This is a genomic window from Polaribacter marinaquae (assembly GCF_038019025.1).
GTDB classification, from domain to species: Bacteria; Bacteroidota; Bacteroidia; order Flavobacteriales; family Flavobacteriaceae; genus Polaribacter; species Polaribacter marinaquae.
In genome coordinates this window covers 2529029-2548949 of the sequence record NZ_CP150496.1, presented here as the reverse complement: position 1 = coordinate 2548949, position 19921 = coordinate 2529029, and the positions used below count along the sequence as shown (strand labels likewise).

Annotated in this window: 15 protein-coding genes and 1 tRNA gene; 6 read left to right on the top strand and 10 right to left on the bottom strand. The window is 28.4% G+C overall.

Going from position 1 to position 19921, the window contains the following annotated elements; all coding sequences use genetic code 11:
* Window position 1: 1 nt before the first annotated feature.
* From WG950_RS11525 to WG950_RS11500, 6 genes are all read right to left on the bottom strand, one after another.
* On the bottom strand, window positions 2-2218 hold the full coding sequence (locus WG950_RS11525) for an N-6 DNA methylase (protein WP_340932514.1): 2217 nt from the start codon (window positions 2216-2218) through the stop codon (window positions 2-4).
* A gap of 93 nt (window positions 2219-2311) precedes the next feature.
* On the bottom strand, window positions 2312-3691 hold the full coding sequence (locus WG950_RS11520; RefSeq protein ID WP_340932513.1) for a DUF6965 family protein: 1380 nt from the start codon (window positions 3689-3691) through the stop codon (window positions 2312-2314).
* Window positions 3692-3782: 91 nt separating this feature from the next.
* Complete coding sequence (locus WG950_RS11515) at window positions 3783-5267, bottom strand: phage/plasmid primase, P4 family (RefSeq protein WP_340932512.1); 1485 nt, start codon at window positions 5265-5267, stop codon at window positions 3783-3785.
* A 19-nt stretch (window positions 5268-5286) separates the two neighbouring features.
* Window positions 5287-5577, bottom strand: a complete 291-nt coding sequence (locus WG950_RS11510) for a helix-turn-helix domain-containing protein (RefSeq protein WP_087490832.1) — start codon at window positions 5575-5577, stop codon at window positions 5287-5289.
* A 187-nt stretch (window positions 5578-5764) separates the two neighbouring features.
* On the bottom strand, window positions 5765-7747 hold the full coding sequence (locus WG950_RS11505) for a hypothetical protein (protein WP_340932506.1): 1983 nt from the start codon (window positions 7745-7747) through the stop codon (window positions 5765-5767).
* Window positions 7748-7750: 3 nt separating this feature from the next.
* A complete protein-coding gene (locus WG950_RS11500; RefSeq protein WP_288954484.1) occupies window positions 7751-8968 on the bottom strand; it encodes a site-specific integrase in 1218 nt (405 codons plus the stop codon).
* A 321-nt stretch (window positions 8969-9289) separates the two neighbouring features.
* On the opposite strand from WG950_RS11500, the gene WG950_RS11495 reads away from it, so the two are divergent.
* Both WG950_RS11495 and WG950_RS11490 read left to right on the top strand, forming a co-directional pair.
* Window positions 9290-9997 carry a hypothetical protein gene (locus tag WG950_RS11495; RefSeq protein WP_340932502.1) on the top strand — a complete coding sequence of 236 codons (708 nt, stop codon included), beginning with the start codon at window positions 9290-9292 and terminating at the stop codon, window positions 9995-9997.
* Between the two features lie 147 nt (window positions 9998-10144).
* A complete protein-coding gene (locus WG950_RS11490; RefSeq protein ID WP_340932500.1) occupies window positions 10145-10513 on the top strand; it encodes a hypothetical protein in 369 nt (122 codons plus the stop codon).
* Between the two features lie 120 nt (window positions 10514-10633).
* Here the strand turns inward: WG950_RS11490 and WG950_RS11485 are convergent, their stop codons facing one another.
* Window positions 10634-11611, bottom strand: coding sequence for an IS110 family transposase (locus WG950_RS11485; RefSeq protein WP_340932499.1), 978 nt, complete (start codon window positions 11609-11611; stop codon window positions 10634-10636).
* A 341-nt stretch (window positions 11612-11952) separates the two neighbouring features.
* Between WG950_RS11485 and WG950_RS11480 the strand changes: the two genes are divergently transcribed.
* From WG950_RS11480 to WG950_RS11470, 3 genes are all read left to right on the top strand, one after another.
* On the top strand, window positions 11953-12123 hold the full coding sequence (locus tag WG950_RS11480; protein WP_340932498.1) for a hypothetical protein: 171 nt from the start codon (window positions 11953-11955) through the stop codon (window positions 12121-12123).
* A 567-nt stretch (window positions 12124-12690) separates the two neighbouring features.
* The gene (locus WG950_RS11475; RefSeq protein ID WP_340932497.1) at window positions 12691-13671 is read left to right on the top strand and encodes a hypothetical protein; all 981 of its coding nucleotides are present in this window, start codon (window positions 12691-12693) and stop codon (window positions 13669-13671) included.
* A gap of 464 nt (window positions 13672-14135) precedes the next feature.
* Window positions 14136-15488: a TrkH family potassium uptake protein gene (locus WG950_RS11470; protein ID WP_340932496.1), complete on the top strand. Its 1353-nt coding sequence runs from the start codon at window positions 14136-14138 to the stop codon at window positions 15486-15488.
* A gap of 375 nt (window positions 15489-15863) precedes the next feature.
* On the opposite strand, the gene WG950_RS11465 is transcribed toward WG950_RS11470, so the two are convergent.
* The 3 genes from WG950_RS11465 to WG950_RS11455 form a co-directional block, all read right to left on the bottom strand.
* Window positions 15864-16532 carry a response regulator gene (locus WG950_RS11465; protein ID WP_079737341.1) on the bottom strand — a complete coding sequence of 223 codons (669 nt, stop codon included), beginning with the start codon at window positions 16530-16532 and terminating at the stop codon, window positions 15864-15866.
* Between the two features lie 2 nt (window positions 16533-16534).
* Window positions 16535-18457, bottom strand: a complete 1923-nt coding sequence (locus tag WG950_RS11460; RefSeq protein ID WP_340932494.1) for a hypothetical protein — start codon at window positions 18455-18457, stop codon at window positions 16535-16537.
* Between the two features lie 316 nt (window positions 18458-18773).
* Window positions 18774-18846: transfer RNA gene (locus tag WG950_RS11455), tRNA-Met, on the bottom strand.
* Window positions 18847-19026: 180 nt separating this feature from the next.
* Here WG950_RS11455 and era point away from each other — a divergent pair.
* Window positions 19027-19911, top strand: a complete 885-nt coding sequence (era, locus tag WG950_RS11450; RefSeq protein WP_077810144.1) for a GTPase Era — start codon at window positions 19027-19029, stop codon at window positions 19909-19911.
* The last annotated feature ends 10 nt before the right edge of the window (window positions 19912-19921 follow it).

The window sequence follows — 19921 nt, the reverse complement described above, 5'->3', positions numbered from 1 at the left end:
CTTAAAAATCATTCAATTCTAATTCTATTCTTTCATCAATATTTTTCTGTAACTTAATATGCATAGTATTTAGATGGTTCTTCTTTTTTATAAGAAGAGAATAGAGTTCTGAAAATTCTTTAATTAGATTGTCGCATCCAATTTTAATTGGAAAATCAAGCAAATAATTCATCTTCATATTTGGCCTTGTAGATGTTTCATTCGTAATTCTATTGATATACTTTCTAAATGAAGAGCTTTGAAGCCAAGCATAAACATACTGTGCAGGTATAGCTTCTGTTATTTGTAGGCGTATTAAACCGTTATTATATACGCTCATTAAATCATTTGATATATAACGCGAAAGACCTAAAACACTTGTTCTTGTTACAATTATATCATTAGCCTTTAATTGATATTGTTTGAAAATTTTTTCTGTCACTTTACTAAAACCCCATTCATTAAAAGGTCTTTCATTAGTTATGTCGCCTATTCTAATACATCTAACACCTGTATCATCCTCAACAATTGGAGCTTTTTGTATAGCATCAGCACCAGTATTACTCTTTTCAACTACCTCCGAAAGTTTTACGGTTTCTAAATTGTTAGACAATTGAATAGATTTTGGAAGATTCTCATTAATAATCCATTCTTTAAAAATTAATTCCCCCAAATAATCAATAACTTTTACTGATTCTAATTTGATATTGTCGAAATTGTTATCCGGATAATATGAGTTCAGTTTAGTTCTTATGTCATTATTGATGCCATTAGATATTTCATCTAATTCATTCTGTGTTTTATTAAATGCTAATATTTTAGAACTGAATGATAGCTTTTCTTCTGGGTCAACAATATCGCCAACATACCTACCAGGTGTTAAAATGTGTTTGTTTTTCTTAATTTCATCCAAGCTCGCAGATTTACAAAAACCAATGACATCTTGATAATTATTGTTATTTTTCCAATCTTCATAAGTTTGTGCAACTTCTTTTAAATCATTACTATCAAGTATTCTAAGTTTTCTGCTAACCATTTCACCAAAGTTTGATGCATCAATGAATAGTACTTCATCACGAGTTCTATTCTTTCTCAGAAACCACAATGATGCTGAAATACCTGTATTAAAAAACAATTTCTCAGGAAGCATAACTATACAGTCTATTACATTGGATTCAATCATTTGTTTCCTAATAACATCATCATTTAAAGTATCTGAGGACAAAGCACCATTCGCTAAAACAATACCTGCTGTACCATTAGGAGATAAGTGATACAGAAAATGTTGTAGCCAAGCAAAATTTGCGTTTTTTGCTGATGGGATGCCGTAGTGCCACCTTGCGTCACCCCTTAATAAATCACCACTCCAATCACTATCATTAAAAGGCGGATTTGCGATAATATAATCTGCTTTTAAATCTTTATGAGCATTGTTTAAAAATGAGCCTTCATTGTTCCATTTTACTTGTGAGCTATCAATCCCTCTAATGGCTAAATTCATTTTAGCCAAACGCCAAGTAGTCTGATTGCTTTCTTGCCCGTAAATGGAAATATCATTGATTTTACCTTGATGAGCCAATATGAATTTTTCAGACTGTACGAACATACCACCTGAACCACAACAAGGGTCAAACACTCTACCTTTATAAGGTTGTAGCATTTCTACCAATAATTTTACGATGCTCTCTGGTGTGTAGAATTGTCCGCCCTTTTTACCTTCAGCCAATGCAAATTCTCCTAAGAAATATTCATATACTTTACCTAATAAATCTTGACTTCTGCTTACTTCATCACCTAAAGCAATATTACTAATCAAGTCAATTAGTTGCCCTAAACTGGTTGGGTCTAAATTCTCTTTGGCAAATGCTTTGGGTAGTACTCCTTTTAATGAAGCATTGTCTCTTTCAATAGCATCCATTGCATTATCAATGTCTTTACCTATTTCAGGTAATTTGGCTCTACCTTGTAAATAAGACCATCTTGCAGAAGGTGGCACAAAGAATACATTCTCTGCTCTGTACTCGTCTCTATCTTCAGGGTCGGCTCCTGCATATTCGCCTTCACCTGCTTGCAGTTTAGCATAGAGTTCTTCAAAAGAATCAGATATGTATTTTAAAAATATCAAGCCTAATACAATGTGTTTATATTCTGCTGCATCAATATTTTTACGCAGTTTATCTGCTGCTTTCCAAAGTTGTTTTTCTATTGGTTCTTGCTTAACTTCTTTCTTTTTTGCCATTTATTGGATTGTTAATATAGTTTTAAGTAACTTTAAGAATTAGTGATATTTATATAAAGGCTATAAAAATATAAATCTTTTAAGAGATAAAAGCTATACTTTTAAAATAACTTTTAATTCCTGCAATCTCACTAAATATGGTAAGTATATAAGACTACCATTATTCGCTTTAACAGTAGCTAAATGACTTGTTATAAATTTATTGACATTTGAAATTGTAGTACATTGATTTAGTTTTATTTCTTTTTGAGGTAATTGGATGTTTTTAAAAAATGATTCTAATTCTTCTATTTGTTCATTCCAATTAATTGACTGTTTTTCTTGATGAATAAACGTTTCTTCTAATTGTATTTCTTTGAATTGATTAGCAGAACTTTTACTGTTTATATTATTGGTTTTATCTGCTATTATTTTGTTTTTTACAGTTATTTTTTTGGGAACTACTTCAAGTATATTTTTAATTTCCTTTTTTCTGAATTTATGCCAGTCTAATTTTATGAGATAATCTGCAATATCTTTACCTTCTTCTTTGTCTTGGTTTGGTGCTAGTTCTTCCAATAAATCGGAAACTTTAAAAAATGAATTTTCTAATTGTTGTTGAATTTTCTGTGCCTTATTAGACCATAAATTAAATGCTTTACCCTCTTTTGATAAATCTGGAAATAAATAAACGTTTCTACCTTTTAATGCTTTACACTTATTAATATTTAAACTACTCAAATTATAGACCGCTAACCACAATAAGTTTTTAGGATTGTTAGGAAATCCGAAATACAACGTGCCATACATTGCTGTTTTTGGTGCTTCAACTAATGCAATAGGATTTAAAGGATATTTGCTTAATAGATGCTCACCGAATAAACAAGAAACTTTAGTTTCGTTTTTATTATAACCTTTTAACCAAATAGGGATTTGTTGTTTATTACGTTTGTAATGCTTCTCTATTATTGAGTGCAAAAAATCTGTGCCTATTGTATGGTTGAATTTATCAAATTGCTTTACTTGGATTGCCCTTACATTATTATCTATATCAATAAATGGAAATGTTGTTGCGCCTTTACGATAACCCTTTGTTATTGTACCTAAATGATATTGTGCTATTATTTTCTCTATATCTTCTGACTCGAATGGAAATGCTATATTATTTAGTAAATTTTGTATAAATGTATTTTCTTCATACGCTTTTCTTGTTTTATAAAATACATCTTTTGGAATAAATACTGGTTTTGGTTTTACTATCGGTTTACTAATTTGATACACAAAATCATCTTTAATAGTATTGTCTTTTGCATAACCATTTTTATATGGGTTTAGATGATAACCGCAATTCATTTCTCGGTCGCATTTACCATAAATCTCTGGAAGATATTCTTGTGTATAAACATCAACATACCTTACAAAGCGTTTTTTATGACACGCAGGACATTGGTGTTTTTTACTACCTTTTTCGAATATGTATCTGTATTGGCGCATAAAAAGTTTTTCTTGAAGGGTAACTTTAATAACTTTAGTAACTCTGCTTGTTATTTTAGTTACTTTAATTACTACTTATAAACATCTTTTTTTAATAGGGAATATCATTTGTTATAAATGCTGCTAATTTGTTGCCTGCAACACGTTCAACTATGATTTTTAAGTTTTTTAGACGTTTAGAGAAATTAACTTTACTAACTGGTCTATAACCATCTTCCGCACAATATTGCCTGTAACGTGGATATATTTCTTTTATGAGCGTGTATTGGTTTGGCGAAATAGTATAATCGTTTTCATCAATAAACATTTTAACGCTATCAGATTGTTTTTTATAGTCTGCAACTGCTTCTTCTGCTGCTCTACAATTAGAAAATCCTTTTTGTGCTAACAGTCTATTTAACCCCTCTAAAACCCAATTAAAAACACCTGATAATTCTTTTTCTATGATTTTATTGTGTAGGTTTTTATCTTGTTTTTCAGGTGGAATAGTAACATCGAAAGGAATAATTAAAAAGCGTCTGAAGTACGCGTTTGTCTGCTCTACCTCTTTTGGCAATTCGTTACAATTGAATATCAATTTTGCGTATTGCTTCAATGTAAATGGTTCGCCATAAGGTAAGCGCGCTTCTACAGGTTCACCAGAAACTAATTGTTTGAATATTGAACTCTCTAATTTTCCATTAATTTCGGATGCGTAATTCACTAACTTGTTCGCTAACTTTGCTCTAAAATATCCGTTTTCATTGGTAAGACTTTGCAAAGAATAGTTACTTATATTTTCATCACCCAATAAGGCACTTATCACTTCAAAAAATACAGATTTACCATTAGCACCTGTACCGTAAAGTATTAATGCTTTTTCTTCTTTTAACCGATTACTATTGTGTTTGATAAATACAAAACCTATATATTCTGCCAATACATTTTGACGCTCTATATCTGGTAACACTTCGTTTAAATAGGCTTTAAATAGAGGTGCTTGCGCCTCTGGATTGTATTCAAATGGTAATTGATATGTGATAAAATCATTTGAATTATAAGGCCTTAATTGTGTGCCTTTTGTATTAATTTCAAATGTTCCGTTTTTTAAGTTTATTAAAACATTATCTGCTGATGTTGGTTTAGCTTCCAAGTAAGCGGTTGCCAAAAATTGTTCGTATAATTCTTTTTTGAATTTATAATACTTTGCTGAAAATTTTGGTACTCCCATAATTTCTGATGCATTGCCTAAAAACTTTTGAAATGCTTCTTTGTCGATTTCATTCCAATAAGAACCGTTGTATAAATAAATGAAACTATGATTTTTACATAAACCCCAATTATTGTTTTTAGCAATTTTTAATACAGTATCAATTGAAATAATTGAATAGTGTTTGTTTGAAAGTTTAAAATTATCGTGAACACTTGGATTTGCTATTTTTTCAAAATCAATAGGTTTAAATTCTTTTAATAATTTCGACAATATACTAGCGTGTTTAACTTCTTCTCTTTTGGTTAATTCCTTAACGTGTTGAATAATAGTATTAGGCTCTTCTAAACTTTCAAATTCTGGTTTTAGTGATACAGCTTTTTTCATAACTTTTTACATTTTAGAATTAATATTTACGTTTGTTAGAAAATGCTGCTTTGTAGTTTTTGTCTAAAAGCTTCTGTACATCGCTCATTCTATAATAGATTTTTGAGCCTATTTGTGAAAATGAAACTTTACCTTCATCTCTCCAGGATTGTGCTGTTCTTTTGCTAATATTCATTAGCTGTAAAAATTCTTGATTGTCTAAAAACGTGTCGTTAGGTGACTTCTGTTTTTCTTCTAGTTTCTTGTTTAGAACATCTAAACGATTTACTAATTCTTTGTACTGTTGTGCGCTTAAAATAATTGCTTCCATTTGATAAAATTTTTATGATTATGAAAACAAAGATTGTCAGAAACAGAGGTTCAAAACACTTTAAAAACAAGGGTTTAGAGTAAGGTGTAGAGTGTAGAGTGCTATAAAAAAACAGACAAACTAAAAGAGATTAACTGTATTTTTTGAAGAAAGTTTTTTAATACTGCACTAGAAGTGTAGAGTGTTATTACAGTGTTTTTAATGCCATATCAATGTTTTTTGATGTAGCAGGAACTTTTTGAGTTCTTAATTTGGTGCGGTTATATTGCTCTCCGTTTTCTTGAATAAAACAGTTTATAGTTACTGCCCATTGCTGTTGCTTTAAATCTACAACAAGTTTTAATACATTATGCAATTGCTTAATGAAATATGAAAGTTCGCTAATATTACCAGTCCAGACAATAGGCTTTTCAATTTCTTCTCCGCTAAATGCTTTTCTAAAATCCTTTAGATCTGTGTCTGATGCAATTAATTTTTTTCTAATTAAAGAGTCTTTTAATGAAGTTAGATTTGTGGATTCAAATCTCCATTTTTTATAAGTAAATGAGTTATGCTTTGATTTTAGTTTAGTCTTTGGCTTTGCAATGACTTCTTGTTTTCTGCCACTACCAATTAAGCCTTTTTTAAAGTCCTGTAATATATTTTCTGATGCTTCTTTAAATAAGTGGAAATGATTTGCGTAATGCTTCCAAACGTGAACAGGATACTTATTCTCGTACTGATTTGGATTGTACTCCATATAGTTTGGAAACCAATATGTATTGTGGTAAATTCTTTTAAACTCTTCAGCTCTTTTTGTTGGCGTATGTGTATTGAATTGATTTAATGATAGTGTTAGGTATTTATTAATTTCAAAGTCATTTAAAGGCTTTATTCTTTCATATATAGCGTTTAAAAATATAGTGTACAACTCGCCAGAAATGAACGTATCAAAATAGGTTGGGTCGAAAGTATAAGTTTCCCAATAGTCATCGCAATTCTTTTTGTACTCTGCTGCTTCAATTGCTACACGCTTTTCTAATTCTTCTACTAATAATAAATCTTTGAAGTTGTCGTATTGAAATTGGTCGTTTATCATTTTATTATTATTTACTTCATCATTAAGTGACTCTAAATATTCTTTTAATTTATCTAAATACTGCATAAAGAAAGATGCTACAAAAGCTGATGAATAATTTGATTTACCAACTTCGTAAATATTAAAATCACCCAACAATAACCTATCCCTTAAAATATTATCATACTCTAAAACCACCTCTTTTGGCTTAGAAAAATTTAAAATATTTTTAAGCCTTTTTACAACAGTCTTTGATGTATCACTATTGAAAAAGTCTTGTATTAATTTAATCTCTTTATTTAATGCTTCCTTTTTGACGTCATCTTCTAATTCATCAAAATCATTTATTGCATTTCTTATTTCAAAATCAATACGTTCATTAAAAAGCTTTTTTTGATGATTTTCAATTTTTTCTGTTTGTTCAAACTCTAATTTTAGCTTATAAATTTCAGCCCAATGATCTGTTCTTTTATTTCTTCTTAATTCATTAAAAGTTACAGTACAATCTAGCCATTTATCAATATATTCTTTCTTGTAATCTGTTGTAAAAACAATTTCTTGCAAGTAAGTGATTTCTGGCTTTTCAAATATTAAATAAATGTCGTACAATAAAATATCTTGGATATAACCTATTATAGCAGCAAAATATTTATTTAGTGCTGTTGATAGTTCTTGTGATTTTAATTTATCAATATTTAATTCATCATTATTCTTTTTTAGATTTTCATCTATTGAGGCCGAAATAAAAGCTAAACCTAATGAAGAAATTTGACTTTGAAGAATTAATGATTCTGTTGGTACAATAATATCTTTTTCTAGTTCCGAGTTTATGATGCCTAATAATTTGTTATAAATTATTTTAGCTTCAATTTTTGATATTTGTTTCTTCTCTTTTTTATCAAAAGGTGTAATCTTATACCCTACAGATATATAACTTTTAACTGATTCAGCAAAAATATTCAAGCTACTGTAACTAGAAAATAATAAATTCTGCGCCTGCTTTAAACTGTCTTCTAATTGAGAATTTCTAATTTTTTCTTTTACAACGATATTATTTAAAATCTTCACTTCTTGAAGTGTGCTTTTAAAACTATCAAAAACAATTTCCTTCATAAACTAATTGATATATTTATCTACTGCATTATCTAACTCACTACTAATAATCTTTGCATACACTTGCGTGATACCAATATCTGAATGGTCCATCAATTTAGAAACGTGTTCTATACGCATACCATTATTTAATGCCCTGGTAGCAAATGTATGTCTGCTAATATGAAAACTTAAATTGAAAGGCAGTTCTAAACGTTTGCCCATTTTTCTTAAATACATATTGCTTAATGCTATTGCTCTTCCGGTTATTAAATTTCTATGTTCTTTATCTGTAAAATAGGTTTTATCAATATTTGCAAAAGGGAAAATTATATCTTCTTGCTTCTGGTCTTTTTGTTGATACTTCTCTAAAATCTCAACTGCTTTTTGCCCTATTCTAACGCTGTGCTGTCTGTTTGTTTTTCTGATTATCTTTGTAATTCTTCCGTTTTTCTTATCGTAATTTTTCCATTTTAGCTCTAACATATCCCCAAACCTTAAACCACCTGCAAAGACTGAAAAAATAAACATATCTTTTATAATCTGTGCTTTGTCCTTATTTGAAACTTCTAAATCCATAAAGTCCTGAAACTGTTCAGCAGATAAATAGCGTTTTGTACTCTTATCTTTTTTTACTGTGAATTTGTTAAATGGAAATAAATCCAAAGGTATTAAATCTTCTTTTTGCGCCTCCTTAAACATTATCTTCATAATCTTTAAAGAGAAATTTATGGTTGTATTATTATTGCCTAATGTAGAACTGCAATAAGATGCAAAATCCTTTAAAGTTGTAACTGTAATATCTTCAAACATCAACTCTCTATGCCCTACAAACTTTTCAAATTTCTTTAAATAAGTTTTGTAATTCTTATACGTCGAATAAGCTAAAGTATCTTTTCTCTTTTCGCAAAGATTATCAGAGTAGTCAAAAAAGTTCGTTAAGGGTTTACCCTTAATGGCCTCTTTTAATTTTCTTGCGGTTGTGGATTGGTTCCTGCGTTCTAGGTCTGCAATTTCGCCTTTTGCATCCGCTACCTTTTGAGATATGTAAGCATTTAGCCTTGTAGAATTACTGTGATTCTTTTTTACTTTTTGCTTATCTTCATCCCATTCATTTGGCTTTAATTTTAGGCTTAACGAAATGAATTTAGTTTTACGGTCTTTGATAACTCTTAAATAAAGAGGTGCTTCACCTGCTTTATCTATCTTGTTATTTCTTAAAATTAGTTTTATTGAAGACATAAAGTACTGGTTTTAAAGGGATGCAATGCGGTGCAACCGAGTACTAAGGTACAACAAAGGGTACAACAAAACAAGCATTTTAGCGCATTTTATTGCATTATTTTACTTTGGCTAAAAACCATAAACCCTTGTATATAAAGGGTTTTAAAGAAATTTAGAGTAATAGAGTGCAGTATCTATATAACACCGTGTAAAAAAAATTGCTTAATTTTAGCTTAATAAAAGTTAATCGCATTTTTGTAAACTTCTATTTTCCTTCGGAAAATAGCCGTTCACTTAAACGCAACTTTCCATAACACAAATACGTTGGGCAAAATTAAAATGAACAGAATAACAGTAATATTAATTATAATTCTATCCATAATTTCTGGTAAGATATTTTCTCAAACAGAAAGGTTTGAAAAAGACACGATTATTGAAAAAAATAATCCAAAGTCATTAAATCTAAATGAAAATCAAATTTTCATAGACACTACAAGAAACTCAATATTCTACAAAAGAATTGAAAATTGGAAAAAATCAAAATATGATATTAATGATACCAAATTATCTTTAAAAAAACTGAATGAGAATTTTAAACCCAAATCAATTCAGTTGAAAGAATTTCCGAATAATTTTATAACATTAAGAAAATTAAAGGGCGAATATATTCTTTATGAAAGATGTGATGGAATTGACCAAAGATTTGAATTACTCAAAGATTCGTTTATAATTTATGGTCCACTTGAATCTAAAGCTCATACTATTTATAAATTGATTGAATCAAAAAAAGGAAATATAAAACTTGAATTGAATAGTATTGAGTCAAGAACGAAGTTTCAAAAAACAATTATTGAAATACATAAAATTAATGAATCAGTTTATGAAATGACTTTTAAAAATAAAAATAGAAATTTCAAAATATTTTTAACTACTATTGAAAGAATAAGAGAATTTAATTTAGTTGTAAATCATTGCCCAAAAATGAAAATGTCTGAATTTGAAAAATTTGATGGAATGAAAAAAGCAGAATTAATTGAAATTGAATAAAAAACTTTGCCCAACACCTTGTATAATTTATTGCTTGCAAATTGCTCACTTGCGAAAATCCTCTCGGATTTTCTTTGTTAGTGTTTTATTCATTAACTTTATTGCTTAAACTCGCAACAAACCATACAAAAACACGTTGTACATAATATGAAAAAGCTAACCGTTCTAATATTACTTTTGACTTTCATTTCCTGTAATTATGGGAAAAACGGAATTATAGCTAAAATCAAAAACTCTTCTGACAAAACTATTCGTAATGTATTTTTTTTATCGGACGGAAGCACAAAGCTGGAATTTGAAAAAATAAAACCGAATGAGACAGTTGAGGAATTTCTGGATATGACAAATAATCAAAAAGAAGATGGCGCATATGGAATAATATTCGAAAGAAAAAATGGAAAAAAGGAACAAACTGTTGGTGGATATTATACAAACGGAGGTTCGTTAAACAGAAAAGTCTTTTGCGAAATCAAAAATGACACAATTCTAATGAAATTTAGTGGAACTGGTTATTAAAAAATACTACTACCAACAAAGAACTGAGCTAAAAAACAACTATTTTCTTCGTTAAATCTATTCAATATTATTTTAGGCTCAAAATGCTTTTACTTGGTATTTTGAGCTTTATTTTTTTTTTTAACTTATTTGTTTAGACAATACAGAAACATAAGTTTCATCATATGCTAATCCAGATTTGGCAATTGCAAAACTCTGTTTTAACAACTTATTAGAAACCGCAATTAAAGCTAATTTCTTACTCTTACCTTTGTTTACAATTCGCTCATAAATTTCTCTACAACCTTTATTATGCTTACAAGCTGTAAATGAACACAAAAACAAAAGATTGCGTAGCTTTCTATTACCCACCTTACTAATTCTTGCTCTACCCCTCACACTACTTCCAGACTCTCTTATTGTTGGTGTGATTCCTACATAACTACAAAGTTGAGCCGCTGTTTCAAACTTTTCAAAACCATCTGTCACAACGATTAAAAATAATGCTGTCTTTAATCCTATTCCTGGAATACTGGTTAAAAGTGTTAATTGAGCTTGTTGTTCTTGCTTTACTAAAGTAAGTAACTTTTCTTCTATGCCTTTAATCTCTCTTTCTAAATGTTTTTTAACACGAATTAAAGAGCGATAGACCCATTTTGATGGAACCCCTAACACTTCTTCTCCATGAATTTTATTCTTGGTAGCTGTACGTTTTTTTATTAAACTATCTAACCACCTAAAGAGCTGTAAACATTCACTTTGAACATCTGTAAGAGCATTGTATAATGGAACTTCATTTATCATTCCATAATCACAAATTGCTTTGGCATAACTTTTATCTGTTTTAACTTTTGCCAATTTCATTTGAATAAAACGCTTTATTGATAATGGATTTACAACAGAGACAATAACACTTTGCTTGTATAAAAATTGAGCTAACCTGTAATGATAATAACCTGTGGCTTCCATAATTACTAATGAGTTTTTAGGAAGATTTTTTAGAAAAAAATTAAATCCAGAGGCATCATTTTTAAATTGATTATGACCACTTGTACTTCCATAAACATCAAACACATCTTTGCTAATGTCAACTCCAAAAATTTCCTTATATTTATTCATAAGAACTGATTTATGAAAGAATAACCTACCATGACTCACAACAACTTGAAAACGAGATCTAGGTCTCACAGAACTGAACGTGGTTTATAGTAGAAAAGAGAGAGGATTACCAATGTTGTCGAAGTCGAAAGCTTCACCGTATATATTAACCTTAATTCTCTCTTTTATTCTTTCTGATTAGATATCAAATTTATTAAAAGACAAACTTAAGACGTGTATAATTAATTGCTGCTTTTAGCTCACTTACGAAAATCCTTCAGATTTTCACCGTTCGTGATTTATTTACTAGATTTACGCTAAACCAATGCAAAGAAGCATTCACAAACACGTGAGCACTAACTATGAAAAAACTTTTCTTTTTATTAATAATACTTACAACCTTTTTATCCTGCCATTTTCCTAGTTATAGACGTTCAGGAAATGTTAATTCTAGCCTAGATTTTAGAAAAGGAAAATGGTTATTAAATAATATAGAATCTCCTAAAGAAGTTAATTATGTTTTAACAAAATAGCTAGAGATAAATTTTCAAAAATATTAGGTGAAAGATTTTCGACATTAAATGAAGCAAAAAACATTTTAGTCCCACAACTTAAAAGTAAAGACAGTTTCAATAAATCTATTCTAAGATATATTAAGAATGGAACTGATTTTGATTATTTCATTAATATAAAGGCAAATACCAATAAAAATGAAATAGGAGCCCTACAAATTGGACCAGTGTACTCACGTCTTGAAAACAATGTAGAAATTGGCATTGAAATATATGATTTAAATTTACTTGAAAAATTTTATTTTCACACTGTTGTTGCTAATTTAACTATTGACGAAAACAATCAAGATTTTGCTTTTACAAAAAGCGTAGAAAAACTAACCAGAAAAGGTTTTGAAAAGATTATGAAAAAAATAAAAAGGAACGAAAGAAGAAACTAATGCCAAGAAAGTGCATAATTAATTTATAGTTTTAGCCAACTTGGAAAATCCTTCGGATTTTCGCCGTTCGTGATTTATTTAGTAGATTAGTTACTTAATTTACATAACCAACAATACATAAAGACCTTGTTGTAACTAAAAAACAATAATGAAAACACCTTTTAAGTTATTACTATTACTCTTTCTTACTACTTTAAGCACGAAATCTTTTTCGCAGAAAATAATTAAAGATTACGAACCTGTAAAAAATGACAGCCTAAAAATTGGAATAGGAGAAAATGACTTTTTACCCTTTATTCAAAAAGGATATACTCTAATGCTTCCCGAAAATAAAAAGATAAAAGGTGTACTTATTTTCTTAGAAGATTCAAAATACAACAAAAAGAATTTTAGTTCTAAGCAGATATATAATCAAGCATCTATAAGTAATTTTGGGGTATTATCAATTTCTACCGAAATACCTCTAGATTTTTATTTTTCTAAATCTTCGATTAAATCTACTCATAATTTAATTCAAAAAATTTTTAAAAAATTCAATCTCCCTAATGAAAATATTTTCTTTTTGGGTGCAGGTTTAGTTGGTCATAGAGCAATGAAATATACTGAATTTATCAATAAAGAAGATTCCGGTTTTAAGATTAACATTAAAGGTGTGGTTATTTGTGATTTTACATTAGATTGGATAAGAAAATGGCAACAACATAAACGAGACATTAAAATAAATCGAATCAATCTTTGGGAGCCGACTTTTATGAATTTTATGTTGGAAACCTACCTGAAAGGTACACCCAAAACTGCTCAAGATAATTATCATAATTTCTCGACTTATAGTTACTCTAATCAAAATAATGAAAATATTAATTTTTATAAAAATTATGCTGTAAGAGCCTATATCGAGCCAAAAATAAAGTACAGACTTAAAAAATATTACAGAACTTTATATGAAAATAATGCTACTGACATTGTTGGATTTTTAGCCGAATTAGAACTTGCAGGAAATAAAAATACAGAATTAGTTATTTTGCAGCCTGAATATAATCAATCTGAAAATCGAAATACACAGACTACTTGGAATAAAATAGATAAATATGAATTAATGAATTGGATCAATAAACAAACGGAAAAATAACTTTGTAAACATCATACATAATTGATTCCTATTTTTAGATTTTATTAATTTTTCTATAAACCTTAAAACTTGGCAAAACTGTAGCTTTACTAACTATTTTAGAACTTGAGTTAGCTTAATATTAAATACAGAAGTACAACTCTTGAACGTTAAAATAACCTGATTAAGAATTAATTCACAAATCAGAAAGAGAAGTATAATTTTACAATTCATTATAAAATACCGACTCTATTAACAGAATCAGAGAAATTTATAATAAGCACAACGATACAAAACTAATCAAAACAGAATTGTATTGAGTATCAATAAAAACATATCTAACCGATAGATTTTTATACTTTACAGAAATACAAAAAAATACAATAACCATTTTTTTCTTCTTTTATTTAATAACTTTGAGCCTGCAAATATGCTATGTTAGTTAAAGTAAATCTCATTTTTAATTAAACAACTGAGTATAAATAATGGAAAATAAAAAATATAAGAAATTATCAAATTGGTATAGAAAACTTCAAATTAGCAAATCACCACAAATGAATTTAGTTTGGGGTTTCTTCTTGTACACTTTAACCGGATTTATTCTACTGTCTATTCCATTATTTCACAAAACTGATATCGCTTTTTTAGATAATTTATTTATTTCTACTTCTGCTATTTCTACTACAGGTCTGGTAACTGTTAGTATTTTTGATTCCTATAATTTTTTTGGCCAATTTATAATTATGGGATTGATACAAATTGGCGGAATTGGATATATGACATTAACAACATATTATTTAATATTTACCACAAAAAAAATAACCCACTGGCACAGTAAATTAATAGGTACAGAATTTACGTTACCTAATACAATTCAAATTAAAGATTTCATCAAAAGTGTTATAATTTTTACTTTGGTGATGGAAATTATTGGAGCAATTCTTTTTTACTTTGCCTTTACTAATGCCGGAATGGATAATTTAAAGGCTGTTTGGTTTTCGATTTTTCATAGTGTCTCTACATTTTGTACAGCTGGTTTTGGCTTATTTAATAATGGCTTCGAAAGCTACCAAGACAATACTTTTATCAATACAATTATTTCTATATTAGCTATCTCTGGTTCGTTGGGCTTTATTGTTATTACAGATCTTTGGTATCGAATAAGTGGTAAATCAAAAGAAATTTCGTTTACGACTAAAATTATTATTTACGGCTTTTTATTTTTACTGATATTAGGTACTTTACTAATTTACTCTTCAGAATCTTTATCTATTTTAGGATCAAGTAGCACACTAATGACATCTTTTTTTCAAGCAATGTCTGCAATGACAACAGTTGGTTTTAACACGATAGCTATTGGTGAATTTTCTTTACCAATACTACTACTTATAACTTTTCTGATGTATATTGGCGCCTCACCTTCAGGAACAGCTGGTGGTATGAAAATTACAACTTTAACAGCAATGTTAGCAATATTAAAAAGTAGATTATTTGGTCAAACTAAAATTACATTTTTAAATAGATTAATTCCTTTTGAAAGAATATATGTTGCTACATCAACTTTTATGTTATATACCAGTTTAATTTTCTTGTTTTCATTTTTACTTTCTTATTTTGAAAAATTTTCTTTTGAAAGCATCTTATTTGAAGTTGCATCTGCTTTAGGAACCGTAGGTTTAAGTACGGGTATAACCGGAGATTTATCTAATATTGGAAAAATATTGATTATTATCTTGATGTTTATTGGACGTGTTGGTGTATTAACTTTTGGTTTTGCATTATTACAACAAAAAAATAAGGGAATTAAAAAAATTAAACTTGATGATTTAGCTGTTTAAAACAGTTAGAACCTACCTTATCAGTAAATCCTTATCTAAGTATTACATCTTACTGTGCCACAGTAGCTAAGACGTACTATAAAAAACTATTTAGGTCGGTTCTCTTTAATTAAGGTTGTTGCTTATTCGAAGAAAATAAACACCAAATATCCGTCAATTATCTGTATTACACCTTTAAATTCCCTGACTTTTTTAGTTATCCCAAAGGTTATTAATTGTTTAAATATTTCCGCTAATTCAATATGTGGGTACACCTTTATACTATGATTCTCTTTTTTGAAGTATTTAGCATTTTTAAATAACAAACCTAATTTCTTAAAACACAAAAAACACTAAAGCTTTCCCTAGCATAAACAATTATATTGCATAAGAATTTTAAATCAAACCAAAATCTTTAGCTATTGCAACCAAATGTGCAGGATTATTGGCATTAAAATGTTCTTTTAAAAACTTTAATCTTTTTTCTATAGCACTTGTACTTGAAGGTGTTATTCCTTTTTCTTTTAATTTTTCACTAATAACCTCCTGTAAAAAACCTAGCGAAAGGTATTTGATCAAAGAGAGATCATAATCTGTAATTTCTACAGCTTTTTTAGGATGAATTGCAGCATGTAACTCTGGAGAAATGTAAAACTCACTAGAAGTAAAAGATTTATAAATTGCTTTTTTTAATTCTTTTAATCCGTTTCTATTTTTCCAAATATAACTTTGGATCTTTAAATTTTTATATAAATTTTGTATTGTGTACGGTTTATCTTCTACAGAAAAAACTATAATTTTTAAATCAATAAATTCTTCTCTAATTTTGGTTATCAATTCTTCTCCGGATTTTAATTGTTGAGGTGTACCATCGTTTTCAAAAGATAAATCTGAAATAATTAAACCGTAAGGTTCTCCTTTTAAAAAAGCGCTTTTAATTTTTAAAAAAGCTTCATCACAATAAGAAATATAATCTACATGATGAATTCCTATTTCATCTAAAGCAATTTTAATACCGCTATTTATAACATCAAAATCTTCTACAACTAAAACTTTTTTAAACATTTTTAACTTTTAAAATGAATACTAACTTTTAATCCTTTACCTGGTTTGTTTTCAAAATTAATAGTTCCGTTAATAGTTTTTATACGGGTTTCCATATTTTTAAGTCCATTTTTATGAACAATATTCTCTTTTTCAAAACCAATTCCGTTATCAAAATAAATCATTTCTATTCTACTATTCTTTTTTGTAAAAGTCAACATTACCAAACTAGCTTTACTATGCTTCTTCATATTTACAAAAAGTTCATTAAATATTCTGTAAACCACAATTTGCTTTTCAGCAGCTAGGTTGTTTAGATGAATGTCAGATAACCCTTTTATAATAATCTTACAATCATTTGTATTATAACTTGCTACTAAATGTCTAAAATAACTTTCGAATTTATCTCCAGTTTTAATAGCATTATTTTCATGTGAAATGGAACGTGTTTGATGGTAGATTTTATCTAAATCATCTATAATCTCTAATGTATTGATCTTTGGATTCTGAACTTTTACAAGCGTATTAAAAACATCATTACCCAATTCATCATGTAATCTCTTTGCTATTCTTGTTTCAGTATTATAACTCTCTTGTAAAACTCTTTTTTTATGTAATTGTTTACGTCTGTATAATAAAAATAACAGACCAGAAATTAAAAGAATTCCGATAATTATACTATTCTTCTTTTGGCTATTCTCTTTTTCTACTTTTAATTCATTTTCAATTGCTAGGTTTCTAAACTTTTCTTTTAGTTTTTCTTCTTCGTCGTAATTATATTTAATTTTAGCAAACCTAAACTGTCTTTTAGTCTCTGCTTCTTGTAAACTATCTCTTAAATTAATACTTTCTTTATAATATGTAATAGCCTTTTCAGGCGGCTGTCTTTCTACAATCTTATCTATAGCTTCTAAAACATCTTGAATGCTTTTTACTTTTCTTGAAATTTTATACATTTCTATAGCATATTGCAATGATTTTTTTCTGTTTTTTTCTTGAAAATAATCGGATAAATGACTGTAATTTGCTATTAAACCATAATTATCTTTAAGCTGAAGTTTTTTAGAATTAGCAAACAACAATTCTTTTAATACATTTACATCTGAATTTTCTAACCACTTTACATATGCTAAATTATCTATAACTCTTGTCTTTGTTTTTTGACTTGTAATAGTGTCTTGCAACAACTCTTCAAAAATTAAAATCGATTTTTTATAATTCTTTAACTCTTTGTGTGCAATCGCTAAATTATTTCGAAACCTAATTTTAGAGCTTTTTCTTGTGGTAATTTTCAAAGCAGAAATATAGTAAGCAATAGCTTCGTTATAAAATGATCTTTTTTTAGCATTAATGGCTAAACAATTTAAACTAGAAGCCATTGTTTTTGGTTCTTTTCCATTAAAAAACTTTAAAGATTCTACAGCCAAAGAATCACTTAAAGAATAGCTTCCAAAATTTGATTCTATTATTGCTAAATTAGATAAGCTTTTCCCAACAGATACACTATCCTTTAATTTTAAAAACTCATTTTTAGATTTAGCATAGAAAAAATAAGAACTATCCTGTGCGTTTTTTTTGTACTGATAAATCCCTAGCTTATAATAAACTTTTCCTTTTAGATTTATATCATTTTCTACACTAGGCAGTCTCAACATTTTTTTTGAATAAAATATTGCACTGTCTATTTTGTTTAATTTACTCGATAAATAGCTGATATTATTGTACATCAAATACTTATCAGTTGAATTTAACTTATTATCAGAAATAAATATTTTTGAATTTTCTAATCTTTTGGCATTACTCGATTTTTTATAATCTGCACTTTTAAAGAATTCTTTTGCTAGGGATTTTTGTTTTGAATCATTCTCTAATTTATCATCTTGTTTTTCACATGATAAAAATGAAAATAAAACAAAAAAGAGGAATGCTACTTTTACTTGTTTCATTCCTCTAATGTACTATAATTTCTTAAAATCACTATCTTACATTAGTTGGGTTTTCATCTTCACTTGGATCTTGTTCATCTTCTCCTCCTATTGATAAAATTTCATTTTCAATTGAACTATTTTCTATGTTTTCATCTAAATCTGCACAAAAAGTAAAAAACTTTTCACTTCATGTAACTTATTTTAAATGAAAAAAAATTGCAGATAATTTTACAAACAAACAAACTGTGCACGTTTTGCGGTATAGTAAAGCAAATAAAAGTAAAAAAATTAAGCACAAAAAAAAGCTTCATATTTCTATGAAGCTTATACTTAGTAGCGGGAACTGGACTCGAACCAGTGACCTTCGGGTTATGAGCCCGACGAGCTACCTACTGCTCTATCCCGCGTTGTGATTTCAGATAAACGACTTAGCTTTAAACTTTCGACTCATAAATTCGACACGTTATTTCCGGGTTGCAAATATACAACATATTTAAAGTACTAACCAAACTTTTATCGAAAAAATTTTAATCTTTTTTTAATCCTCTAAATTCTAATCCGATATAAAATCTATTTATCTTTGCATTATGACACATAAAGCAGGTTTTGTAAACATCATAGGAAATCCTAACGTAGGAAAATCGACATTAATGAATGCTTTGGTAGGAGAAAAACTATCAATAATTACTCCGAAAGCTCAAACGACTAGACATCGTATTTTGGGCATTGTAAATGATGAGGAGCATCAAATTGTATTTTCTGACACGCCAGGTATCTTAAAACCAGCTTATGAGCTTCAATCTTCGATGATGGATTTTGTGAAATCTGCTTTTGAGGATGCCGATATTTTAATCTACATGGTAGAAATTGGCGAAAAAGAATTGAAAAACGAAGCTTTCTTCAATAAGATAATCCATAGTGAAATTCCTGTTATTCTTTTATTAAACAAAATTGATAAATCATCTCAAGAAGATGTCGAAGAAAAAATAAAATACTGGCGAGAGAAAGTACCCAATGCAGAAGTTTTTGTAATTTCTGCATTAGAAAGGTTTAATGTTGCTGCCGTTTTTAATAAAATTAAAGAACTTTTACCAGAAGGACCTCCTTTTTATCCGAAAGACCAATTAACTGACAAACCAGAACGTTTTTTTGTAAATGAAAAAATTAGAGAAAAGATTTTAATTCATTATAAGAAAGAAATTCCGTATTCTGTAGAAGTAGAAACAGAAGAGTTTATAGAAGAAGAAAATATTGTTAGAATAAGATCTGTAATTATGGTCGAGAGAGAAACTCAAAAAGGAATAATTATAGGTCATAAAGGTTCTGCCATTAAAAGAGTTGGTGCAGAAGCTAGAAAAGATCTAGAAAAGTTTTTTATGAAAAAGGTTTTTATAGAACTTTACGTTAAGGTTAATAAAAACTGGCGTAGCGATAAAACGCAATTAAAACGCTTTGGTTACAATCAAAAATAATATTACATTT

Coding starts and splice junctions, on each gene's coding strand:
- WG950_RS11525 (WP_340932514.1), bottom strand. CDS start 2,218: ATGGCAAAAAAGAAAGAAGTTAAGCAAGAACCAATAGAAAAACAACTT.
- WG950_RS11520 (WP_340932513.1), bottom strand. CDS start 3,691: ATGCGCCAATACAGATACATATTCGAAAAAGGTAGTAAAAAACACCAA.
- WG950_RS11515 (WP_340932512.1), bottom strand. CDS start 5,267: ATGAAAAAAGCTGTATCACTAAAACCAGAATTTGAAAGTTTAGAAGAG.
- WG950_RS11510 (WP_087490832.1), bottom strand. CDS start 5,577: ATGGAAGCAATTATTTTAAGCGCACAACAGTACAAAGAATTAGTAAAT.
- WG950_RS11505 (WP_340932506.1), bottom strand. CDS start 7,747: ATGAAGGAAATTGTTTTTGATAGTTTTAAAAGCACACTTCAAGAAGTG.
- WG950_RS11500 (WP_288954484.1), bottom strand. CDS start 8,968: ATGTCTTCAATAAAACTAATTTTAAGAAATAACAAGATAGATAAAGCA.
- WG950_RS11495 (WP_340932502.1), top strand. CDS start 9,290: ATGAACAGAATAACAGTAATATTAATTATAATTCTATCCATAATTTCT.
- WG950_RS11490 (WP_340932500.1), top strand. CDS start 10,145: ATGAAAAAGCTAACCGTTCTAATATTACTTTTGACTTTCATTTCCTGT.
- WG950_RS11485 (WP_340932499.1), bottom strand. CDS start 11,611: ATGAATAAATATAAGGAAATTTTTGGAGTTGACATTAGCAAAGATGTG.
- WG950_RS11480 (WP_340932498.1), top strand. CDS start 11,953: ATGAAAAAACTTTTCTTTTTATTAATAATACTTACAACCTTTTTATCC.
- WG950_RS11475 (WP_340932497.1), top strand. CDS start 12,691: ATGAAAACACCTTTTAAGTTATTACTATTACTCTTTCTTACTACTTTA.
- WG950_RS11470 (WP_340932496.1), top strand. CDS start 14,136: ATGGAAAATAAAAAATATAAGAAATTATCAAATTGGTATAGAAAACTT.
- WG950_RS11465 (WP_079737341.1), bottom strand. CDS start 16,532: ATGTTTAAAAAAGTTTTAGTTGTAGAAGATTTTGATGTTATAAATAGC.
- WG950_RS11460 (WP_340932494.1), bottom strand. CDS start 18,457: ATGAAACAAGTAAAAGTAGCATTCCTCTTTTTTGTTTTATTTTCATTT.
- era (WP_077810144.1), top strand. CDS start 19,027: ATGACACATAAAGCAGGTTTTGTAAACATCATAGGAAATCCTAACGTA.